7 protein-coding genes, 1 tRNA gene and 1 pseudogene are annotated in these 10,008 nt (G+C 71.0%); 6 read left to right on the top strand and 3 right to left on the bottom strand.

The window, feature by feature from the left end:
- Together ACY5KJ_RS13110 and ACY5KJ_RS13105 are read right to left on the bottom strand one after the other, a co-directional pair.
- A pseudogene (locus ACY5KJ_RS13110) lies at positions 1-415 on the bottom strand (hypothetical protein); the annotation flags it as partial.
- Complete coding sequence (locus ACY5KJ_RS13105) at positions 412-897, bottom strand: Asp23/Gls24 family envelope stress response protein (RefSeq protein WP_462186369.1); 486 nt, start codon at positions 895-897, stop codon at positions 412-414. The pseudogene ACY5KJ_RS13110 and the gene ACY5KJ_RS13105, both read right to left, overlap by 4 nt.
- Before the next feature lie 423 nt (positions 898-1,320).
- Here ACY5KJ_RS13105 and ACY5KJ_RS13100 point away from each other — a divergent pair, with 423 nt between their 5' ends.
- Positions 1,321-2,343 (top strand): 4-(cytidine 5'-diphospho)-2-C-methyl-D-erythritol kinase, encoded by a 1,023-nt coding sequence (locus ACY5KJ_RS13100; protein WP_462203458.1) that lies wholly within the window; start codon positions 1,321-1,323, stop codon positions 2,341-2,343.
- On the top strand, positions 2,340-4,208 hold the full coding sequence (locus ACY5KJ_RS13095) for an ABC-F family ATP-binding cassette domain-containing protein (protein ID WP_462186367.1): 1,869 nt from the start codon (positions 2,340-2,342) through the stop codon (positions 4,206-4,208). Before ACY5KJ_RS13100 ends, ACY5KJ_RS13095 begins: the two co-directional genes overlap by 4 nt.
- A 25-nt stretch (positions 4,209-4,233) precedes the next feature.
- Here the strand turns inward: ACY5KJ_RS13095 and ACY5KJ_RS13090 are convergent, their stop codons facing one another.
- On the bottom strand, positions 4,234-5,253 hold the full coding sequence (locus ACY5KJ_RS13090) for an acyl-CoA desaturase (RefSeq protein ID WP_462203457.1): 1,020 nt from the start codon (positions 5,251-5,253) through the stop codon (positions 4,234-4,236).
- A gap of 385 nt (positions 5,254-5,638) precedes the next feature.
- On the opposite strand from ACY5KJ_RS13090, the gene ACY5KJ_RS13085 reads away from it, so the two are divergent.
- The 4 genes from ACY5KJ_RS13085 (at position 5,639) to ACY5KJ_RS13070 (ending at position 9,986) form a co-directional block, all read left to right on the top strand.
- A tRNA-Gln gene (locus tag ACY5KJ_RS13085) sits at positions 5,639-5,710 on the top strand.
- Between the two features lie 230 nt (positions 5,711-5,940).
- Positions 5,941-7,551, top strand: coding sequence for a bifunctional UDP-N-acetylglucosamine diphosphorylase/glucosamine-1-phosphate N-acetyltransferase GlmU (glmU, locus tag ACY5KJ_RS13080; protein ID WP_462203456.1), 1,611 nt, complete (start codon positions 5,941-5,943; stop codon positions 7,549-7,551).
- Positions 7,552-7,872: 321 nt separating this feature from the next.
- Positions 7,873-8,847, top strand: a complete 975-nt coding sequence (locus ACY5KJ_RS13075) for a ribose-phosphate diphosphokinase (protein ID WP_462186364.1) — start codon at positions 7,873-7,875, stop codon at positions 8,845-8,847.
- Between the two features lie 113 nt (positions 8,848-8,960).
- Positions 8,961-9,986, top strand: a complete 1,026-nt coding sequence (locus tag ACY5KJ_RS13070; protein ID WP_462186363.1) for a tryptophan--tRNA ligase — start codon at positions 8,961-8,963, stop codon at positions 9,984-9,986.
- Positions 9,987-10,008 lie beyond the last annotated feature (22 nt).

Below are 10,008 nucleotides of genomic sequence, written 5' to 3'. Positions count from 1 at the left end.
TCTCCGGACCGACCACCGCCGCGTCCGGCCCCTCCGGGCACGACAGGTCCGGATCCGGAATCGCCAGATCACGGATGACGACGTCGACCCGGGGACAGCCGGGTTCGGCCGCCAGCACCGCGGCGCGCACCCGGGCGGCGAGCTCACCGAGCCGTTCCCCGTACCGGCACACGATCTGCACCAGGATCCCGTCCGGCCGTACCCGTACCCCCTCCACCCGGCGGCCCGGAAGGTAGGTCGCGACCTCGGCCGCGGCACCCGCCCCGCCGTCCGGAACGCGGTGACGATCCTCGTGCCGGATCGGCGCGCCGATGAGCCGGACGACACCGGGACAGGACAGCACGGTCCGGGCCACGGCATCCGGATCCCAGGCGAACCCGCTCACCGGCCCGGCCGCCGTCGGGTTCGTACTCATTCGACCCGCCGCGACTCTTCCGATTCCTCCTCGCCGATGTAGACGTCGTCGATCGCGATATTCACCTCGGTGACCTCCAGGCCCGTCATTCCCTCCACGGAGGTGACGACGTTGTGCCGGATCGAGTGGGACAGATCCACGATGGAGACCCCGTAGTCGCAGACGACGTCGAGGTCGATCGCGGCCTGCCGTTCCCCGACCTCCACCGCGACTCCCTGGGAGACGCTGGCCGACGCGCCGGGGATGCGGGCCCGGAACGAACCCATCGCGCGGGCCCCACCCGAGCCCAGGCTGTGTACCCCGGAGACCTCGCGTGCCGCGACACCGGCGATCTTGCGGACGACGGCGTCCGCGATCGACGTCCGGCCCCGGCCGGTCACCAGCTCGGTGGACGTCTTGCGCTCCGGCACGGTGGTGCGACGCGCACCACCTGCGTCCGAGGTCTTCGCCTCGGGCCCGGCCGCGCTGGTTGTGGTGGTCATGGTGCTCCTTCCTGGCCGGCATCGTCGGAGCGCCCAAAGCGGTGGAAGGGGTCAGGTCCGACCAGGAGCGGGACGTCGAGGGACGATCCGTCCGGGCGCTCTCCGGTGCGGTCGTTCACGATCAGGGATACCCGAATTCTCCGGTCGGACAACAACCCGTTCCCGTCGGCACAGCTACGATTACTGAACGGAAGCCCGCATCGTCCCCGCCGCGTCGCCGGGGGCCGATTCGCTGCGCCCCTCGCGATCCTTCGCGGGCGGACGCTCATCCGCTCCCGGCGCGGGCGGATAGGTTTGGGTGCCGGCCGCCACCGAACGCCACGCCGCCCAGCGGGCGCGTGCGTCCGAGCGAAGGAGCATCCGCTGCCTCGATCCCACCCGGGTCCGCGCCGAAGCGCCGGAGCCGGCCCCGCTACCGTCACCGTGCGGGCCCCGGCCAAGGTCAACCTGCATCTCGGCGTCGGGCCGCTCCGACCGGACGGCTACCACGACGTCATCACAGTGCTGCAGGCCGTCTCGCTGTTCGACGACGTCTCGGCGACGTCGGTCGATCCCCCGCAGTTCCACGGCTCGGGGCTATCGACCACCGGCGACGGCGGCGGGGACGGCCGGTCCGGCGGGGACGTAGTCGTGACCGTCGAGGTGTCCGGGGAGGGCGCCGACCCGGCGTCGCTGGGTCCGGCGACGCCCACGCCGGAGGTCTCCATCGTCCCCACTGGCCGGGACAACATCGCCGTCCGGGCCGCTCACCTGGTTGCCGAGGCCGCGGGCATCACCTCGGAACGTGTTCATCTCACCCTGGCGAAGGGCATCCCCGTCGCCGCGGGGATGGCCGGGGGCAGCGCCGACGCGGCGGCGGCGCTCGTCGCCTGCGACGCGCTGTGGCAGACCGGACTGGACCGGGCGACCCTGACCCGGCTCGCCGCCCAGCTCGGCAGCGACGTCCCGTTCCCCCTGGCCGGCGGCACCGCACTCGGCACCGGGCGCGGCGAGCAGCTCACCGACGTCCTGGCGACGGGCGAGTACTACTGGGTGTTCGCGCTCGCCGACGGCGGCCTGTCCACCCCCGCGGTCTACAAGGAGTTCGACCGGCTGACCGAGGGCAAACTGCGGACCGGCCCGACCCCCGCCGACGACGTGCTCGCCGCGCTGCGCACCGGCGACCCCGGTCAGCTCGGGGCCGCCCTGGTCAACGACCTGCAGCCGGCGGCGCTGCGGCTTCGGCCGTCCCTGCGCCGCGTCCTGGAGGCGGGCCGGGAGCTGGGAGCCGTCGGGGCGATCGTGAGCGGCTCCGGTCCGACCTGCGCCTTCCTCGCGGCCGGAGCGCAGGAGAGCATCGCGCTCGCGGCAAGCCTCGCCGGGATGGGGGTCGCCCGCGCGGTACGCCGGGCCTCCGGGCCGGCGAGCGGCGCCAGGATGGTGGAGGGGGCAGGCGAAGCGCCGTGAGCGCCGTCCTGGTCAGCCTCGAGAACGTCGACGCCGCGTTCGGCACCCGAACGCTGCTCGACCGGGTGAGCCTGGGGATCGGCGCCGGGGAACGGATCGGGGTCGTCGGGCGCAACGGGGCCGGGAAGTCCACCCTGCTGCGGATCATCGCCGGCGAGGTGGCCCCGGACGCCGGCCGGGTCGTGCCCGCCGGTTCCACCCGGGTCGCCACCCTGGCGCAGGCCGACATGCTCCCCGCCGAGCGCACCGTGCGCGAGATTGTCATGGGCACCGTCGCCGAGCACGAGTGGGCGGCGGATCCCCGGCAGCGGGGCATACTCGCCGGGCTCGGGCTGCTCGAACGGCTCGACGACCCGGTCGGGCCGATGTCGGGCGGGGAACGCCGCCGGGTGGCGCTGGCCCGGCTCCTCGTCCAGGACACCGACCTGCTGATCCTGGACGAGCCGACGAACCACCTGGACGTCGAGGGGGTCGCCTGGCTCGCCCGGCATCTCGCCGGCTTCCGCGGTGGACTGCTCGTCGCGACCCACGACCGCTGGTTCCTCGACGAGGTGTGCGGACGGGTCTGGGAAGTCGTGGACGGGCGCGTCGACGCGTACGAGGGCGGCTATTCCGCGTACGTGCTCGCACGGGCCGAACGCACCCGGCGGGCCGACGCCACCGAGGCCAGGCGCCAGAACCTGCTGCGTAAGGAACTCGCCTGGCTACGCCGCGGCCCGCCCGCCCGGACCAGTAAGCCGCGCTTCCGCATCGACGCGGCCAATGCGCTAATCGCCGACGAGCCACCGCCCCGGGACACCATGGCGCTGCGCAGCTTCGCGGCATCCCGGCTGGGCAAAGACGTCTACGACGCCGAGCATGTCACGGTCCGGATCGGGGACCGGACGTTGTTCGACGACGTCACCTGGCTGGTCGGACCGGGGGACCGGATCGGGCTGGTCGGTGTCAACGGAGCCGGCAAGACCACCCTGCTGCGCGTGCTGCTGGGTGCGGTGACGCCGGACGCCGGCCGGGTCCGGGTGGGGGCCAGCGTGCGACCGGCTCTGCTGTCCCAGGAGATCGCCGAACTACCGGCGCCACTGCGGGCACTGGAGGCCGTCGAACAGGTCGGGCGGGTCCTGGAGGTCGAGAAAGGCCGGGAACGGACCGCCGGCCAGTTACTCGAGCAGTTCGGCCTCCCGTCGTCGCGGCAGTGGACGCGGGTCGGGGACCTCTCCGGCGGCGAACGCCGCCGGCTGCAGCTGCTGCGCCTGCTGATGGCCAGACCGAACGTGCTGCTCCTCGACGAGCCGACCAACGACCTCGACACCGACACCCTCACCGCGCTCGAGGACCTCCTCGACTCGTGGCCGGGCAGCCTGATCGTGGTCAGCCACGACCGCTATTTCCTCGAACGCACCTGCGACGTGACGCTGGCGCTGCTCGGCGACGGGCACCTGCGCATGCTGCCCGGCGGCATCGAGGAGTACCTCGCCCGGCGCGCGGCCGCCCGGGAGGAGGCCGCGGCCCGGGCACCGTCATCCCGGGGTTCGTCGGCCTCCGGCGGCGGAGCGGGCGGGCAGGCCACCGGCGGACAGGGCACCGGCGGACAGGCCACCACCATCGCCGAAGCTGGGCGGACAGGTGGGCCGCCCGCCCTGTCCGGGAGCGAGCTGCGCGCCGCCCGCAAGGAGCTGACCCGGCTCGAGCGCGCCCTGGACCTGCTGAGCCGACGCGAGCAGGAGCTGCATCACGAGCTGGCCGAGGCCGCGACGGATCATGGGCGTCTGCTGACGCTGGACGCCGAGCTGCGCGCCGTCGTCGCGGACAAGGACAGCACCGAGGAGGCCTGGCTCACCCTCGCCGCCGAGATCGAGGGTGGCTGACAAGCCGCCGCCACCCGCCGCCCGGTCAGGCGGTAGCGCGTTTCGCCGCGAGACGCGCCGGGTCCGGCCAGCGGACGTCCCGCACCAGGTGGACGGTCTCCATCAGCTTGATCAGGTAGAAGCTGGTGTCGATTTGCCAGGGCCGCACCCCGTGCCGGGCCGAGGTCGGCTCGGCGTGATGCAGGTTATGCCAGGACTCGCCCATCGACAGCAGGGCCAGCGGCCACACGTTGGTCGACCGGTCCCGCGACCGGTAAGGACGCGAGCCGAGGACGTGGCAGATGCTGTTCACCGACCACGTGACGTGGTGCAGCAGCGCGATACGGACCAGCCCGGCCCAGAAGAACGCCTCCAGCGCCGCGGCGAACGAACCCCCCCACAGGCCGCCGATCATGGCGGGCAGCGCGAGGCTGGCGAACGCGCACAGCGCGAACGAGCGGCTGACCTTCATGATGTCGGGATCGTCGAGCAGGTCCGGGGCGAACCGACGCTGGTCGGTCTGCTCGACGTCGAACAGCCAACCCACGTGGGCGTGCCAGAGACCCTTGATCAGCGACCACGTCCCCGGACCGTAACGCCATGGCGAGTGCGGATCGCCCTCGGTGTCGCTGAAGGCGTGATGACGCCGGTGGTCGGCCACCCACCGGATGACCGGGCCCTCGATCGCCATGTTGCCGGCGACCGCCAGCGCGATCCGCACCGGCCTGGACGTCCGGAAGCCGCGGTGGGTGAAGTAACGGTGGAAGCCGATCGTCACGCCATGGCCGGTGATGCCGTAGAACACCACGGCGAGGACGACGTTCCGCCAGGAGATCCACCGCCCCCACATCGCCGGGATCGCGACCGCCAGGGCGACCAGCGGCACCACGATCGTCACCACCATCACGACCTGCTCGACGCGGGCCTTCGTCATCGAACGGAGCCGCGAGGCGTTGCCGCGACTGTTCGCGGGATCAGCCCGGCGGGGAACCGGGCCCGTGGTGGGTTCGCGGTCGTCCCGCGGTGCCCGATTGTCGCTCGGTGTCACCGTGTCGGTAGCGGTCATCGCCTCGTTCCGTCCGTCGCGGCTGGCCCACTGTGCCGGCGCTCCATCCGCCACGGTAGCCCGCCGACATGACAACGTCCCCCCGCCTCTACGTCCGCCACGCAAACAAACCATCGGTCGCCGACCCGGATCGATCGGCACCGCCGCGCACCACGGTCACCGGCAGGTCGATGACAAGCCGATGACGAATAGCGACATCTAATAAAATTAGATGTTATTAGATGACAGCCAGTGGCAGTCGGGCGACGAAGAGATGAACGGCAGCCAACCAAACCCGGTCCGGGACGCCCGCCCGCGCCGGCCGGCGGGCGGGGTAGCCGGCGGTGGCCCGGCTTTTACCATCCGAGCCACCCCACGATGGTAGAGTTGGCATGTTTTCTCGCGGTCCGCCGTAGTGTAATCGGCAGCACAGGAGATTTTGGTTCTCTTAGTCCACGTTCGAGTCGTGGCGGCGGAGCACTACCGGGCCCGGAGCTACCGGGCACCATCAGTAATACCATCGAAAAGAATATTCCGGAAGCACCGCCGCACCATCACCACGGCGGCAGACAGGCACACATCAATTTCCCAATCCGGGGCCGGCGTGTTCCCGGGATGGCCGTGGCATCTGCCGGCGCCTTCCGGTCGACGGGTAGTGTGGGCGCCGTCGCCCCACCGCTGTCCAGGTCCGAAGACTCGGGAGATCGCGTGACATCATCACGTCCGGCGGCCGTCATCATCCTGGCAGCGGGCGAGGGCAAGCGTATGCGCTCGACGACACCGAAGGTGCTGCACCACATCGCCGGGCGCTCCCTTCTCCACCACGTGCTAAGCGCGGCCGGAGCCCTCGCGGCGGCGCGTACCGCGGTCGTCGTGGGCCACGGCCGCGAACAGGTCGCGGCGATGCTGGCGGAGCAGGCTCCCGAGGTCGTCCCGGTCGTCCAGGACCGCCAGCACGGCACGGGCCATGCCGTCCGGGTGGCCTTGGCGGCGCTCGGCGAGCTGGCGCCCAGCGGCACGGTGGTCGTGCTGCCCGGCGACACCCCGCTGTTGACCGGCGCGACGCTCACTGCCCTGGTGGCCCAGCACCATGCCCGGGCGGCCGCGGCAACGGTCCTGTCGGCCGTTGTCGACGACGCCATCGGTTACGGCCGGGTGGTGCGCGACGGCGACGGCGCGGTCCGGGCCATCGTCGAGCATCGCGACGCCGACGCCGCCACCGCGACGATCCGAGAGATCAACACCGGCGTGTACGCGTTCGCCGCGGGCCCACTCCAGACCGCACTCGCAGGGCTGACCAGGGACAATGCTCAAGATGAGGAGTACCTCACCGACGTCGTCGGGCTGCTGGTCGCCGCCGGGCGGCCGGTGGCCGCGCGGGTCGTGGACGATCCCGGCGAAGCCGGTGGGGTGAACGACCGCGTCCAGCTCGCCGCCGCCGGACGGGTGCTGCGGGACCGGATTGTCGAGGTGGCGATGCGCGCCGGCACCACCGTCGTCGACCCGCAGACCACCTGGATCGACGCCGACGTCATCCTCGAACCGGACACGACGCTCGCCCCCAACACCTTCCTGCACGGCCGGACGCACGTCGCTCGCGGCGCCGTCATCGGCCCCGAGTGCACCCTGACGGACACGGCAGTGGGCGCGGGCGCGACCGTCCTGCGGACCACAGCCGAGCGGGCCGAGATCGGCGCCGGGGCCGTGGTCGGGCCTTACAGCCATCTCCGGTCGGGCACCCGGCTAGGCTGCGAAGGCAAGATCGGCTCCTTCGTCGAGACGAAGTCGGCCGATCTCGGGAACCAGACGAAGGTCCCGCACCTGGCGTATGTCGGCGACGCGGTGGTCGGCGAGCGCAGCAACATCGGATGCACGACGGTCTTCGTGAACTACGACGGGGTGGCCAAGCACCGCACGATGATCGGCTCGGACGTCCGGATCGGCAGTGATACCATGCTTGTTGCTCCGGTCACGGTCGGGGACGGGGCCTACACCGGCGCCGGATCCGTGATCCGGGAGGACGTTCCGCCGGGCGCGCTGGCGGTCCGGGAGGGGCGGCAACGGATCATCGAAGGCTGGGTCTCCCGCCGCCGTCCCGGCAGCCCGGCGGCACGAGCGGCCGCCGCGGCCGGCGTCCCGGCCCCCGGCGGTGCCGGAGATCCCGAACGTCCCGATGAAATGCCACAACCGTCCGCGGCCGAGGCCGCCGTGCCGATCCCAGCTCATCAGGGTGACGTGGCGCACCGGAGTGAGTTGCCGCCTACCGGCAAGGGCGAGGCCGGCATCGCCGGTATTCCCGGCGCGGGGAGCAGAACGTAAAACCGGGAAGCAGAATGTAAAGAGACGTCCGTCCGAACCTTCTGGCCAGCGAGGGGATGCACACCGCCCGGTCTGCCCCGCCCGGGTCGGCGGCCCGGGGTCCGCGGGCGGCAGCCGGCGGGTATCGCCGGAGTCGCGGGCGGCGATCCGGGCACGTGGGTACCGTCCCGCCTGCGCCAACAGGGGCGGGACCGGGTAGGCCCGAGTGTTGAACCGTGCGGCCTCACGGCCGTTCCCCCGAACGGGTCACCCGTCCGGGGGCTGCCCACGCCAGCCCGACCACGCCAGCCCGACCACGCCGTCACGCCCGAGGAGTACGCGGTGGCCTACCAGACCGAGAACCGGCGCAATCTGATGCTCTTCGCGGGACGTTCGCACCCGGGCCTCGCGGCGGAGGTCGCGGCCGCGCTCGACGTCGAGCCCGTCCCCACCAATGCTTACGAGTTTGCCAGCGGCGAGATCTTCGTCCGCTTCTCCGAATCGGTTCGAGGCTGCGACGCCTTCGTGCTCCAGTGCCATTCGGCCCCGGTGAACACCTGGCTGATGGAACAGCTGATCATGGTGGACGCGCTGAAGCGGGCCAGCGCCAAACGGATCACCGTCGTCGCGCCCTTCTACCCCTATGCGCGCCAGGACAAGAAGCACCGTGGCCGGGAGCCGATCTCGGCCCGCCTCGTCGCCGATTTGTTCAAGACCGCCGGCGCGCACCGGCTCATGTCGGTCGACCTGCACACTGCCCAGATTCAGGGCTTCTTCGACGGGCCGGTGGACCATCTCTTCGCGTTGCCGCTGCTCACCAACTACATCGAGTCCAAGCTGGACACGTCCGAGGTGACCGTCGTCGCCCCCGACTCAGGCCGGGTCCGCGTGGCTGAGCGGTGGACCGACCGGCTCGGCTGCCCACTGGCCATCATCCACAAGCGGCGTGACCCGGACGTTCCCAACCAGGTGAAGATGTTCGACGTGGTCGGCGAGGTGCACGGACGGACCTGCGTCATCGTCGACGACATGATCGACACTGCCGGCACGATCACGAAGGCCGCGGAGTCACTCAAGGAGCACGGCGCGGCGGGCGTCATCGCGGCGGCAACCCACGGTGTGCTGTCCGGCCCCGCCGCCGACCGGCTGAAGAACTCGGAGATCAGCGAGGTCGTCCTCACGAACACGCTGCCCCTGCCCAGCGAGGCTCGCATCGACAAGATCACCGAACTGTCCATCGCCCCGCTGCTGGCCGCGGCCATCAAGGCCGTGTTCGAGGACGGGTCGGTGACCGGCCTGTTCGGCGGAGACGCCTGACCGAGGCTCGGATCTCCCACCCCGCCACCGAGACAGGCGCAGGCAGGCGAACGGCCGCGAAGAACGACCTGGGGCGTCCCGGCGGCTGCCCCGCGTCCGTAGACTGCCCTGCCATGGCAGCGCAACAGCCGAAGGTATCTCTCACCGGGATCAAGCCGACGGGCGAGCCGCACCTCGGCAACTACATCGGAGCGATCCGGCCGTCGCTGGAGCTCACCTCGACCTACGAGTCGATCTATTTCGTCGCCGACTATCACGCCCTGACATCCGTGCGTAGTCGCGAGGAGTTGGCGAGCTACACCCGCTCGGTGGCGGCCACGTGGCTCGTGCTCGGACTCGACCCGACGAGCACGATCTTCTACCGCCAGTCCGACGTCCCCGAGATCTTCGAGCTGGCCTGGGTGCTGTCCTGCGTCACCGGCAAGGGTCTGATGAACCGGGCCCACGCCTACAAGGCAGCCCGTGACCGCAACGCCGAGGCCGGCGTCCCCGATCTGGATGCCGGCATCAACATGGGCCTGTTCAACTATCCGATTCTGATGGCCGTCGACATTCTCATCATGAATGCCGACGTGGTCCCCGTCGGTCAGGACCAGTCGCAGCACGTGGAATACGCCGCCGACATCGCCGGCTCCTTCAACCATCTGTTCGGTGACGTGTTCAGCCTGAAGATCCCGGAGGTGGTCCTCCCGGCCGGGAGCTCGGCGAAGGTACTGCCCGGCATCGACGGCCGCAAGATGAGCAAGTCATACCGGAACACCATTCCCCTCTTCGCGCCGGAGAAGCAGCTACGGAAACTCGTCCGTGGGATCGTGGGCGACAGCACCCCGCTGGCGGACCCGAAGGACCCGGACAGTTCCGCGGCCTTCGTCCTGCTCGAGAACTTCGCGGCTCCCGAGGCAATCAAGGAGATGCGCAGCCGTCTGGAGCAGGGTGGCACTGGATGGGGTGAGGTGAAGAACGCCCTGTTCGAGACGCTCAACGACTGGCTGTCACCGCTGCGGGAGCGATACACCGAGCTCATCACCCCGGACAGCGAGCTGGACGACATCCTCGCGGCGGGTGCCGAGCGGGCCCGCGACCGGGCCCGGCCAGTGCTCGCCGGGGTCCGACGCGCGATCGGGATTTCCCCGCTCTGACCTTCCCCGCTCTGGCCTCCCC

The sequence above is a fragment of the Frankia sp. CcWB3 genome, assembly GCF_977927595.1.
The sequence above is the reverse complement of the archived record's forward strand: the minus strand, read 5'-3'. Positions and strand labels throughout refer to the sequence as shown.

What these genes read in the sequence shown, in the direction of transcription:
- ACY5KJ_RS13070 (WP_462186363.1), top strand. Translation starts at nt 8,961, where the DNA reads ATGGCAGCGCAACAGCCGAAGGTATCTCTCACCGGGATCAAGCCGACG.
- ACY5KJ_RS13105 (WP_462186369.1), bottom strand. Translation starts at nt 897, where the DNA reads ATGACCACCACAACCAGCGCGGCCGGGCCCGAGGCGAAGACCTCGGAC.
- ACY5KJ_RS13090 (WP_462203457.1), bottom strand. Translation starts at nt 5,253, where the DNA reads ATGACCGCTACCGACACGGTGACACCGAGCGACAATCGGGCACCGCGG.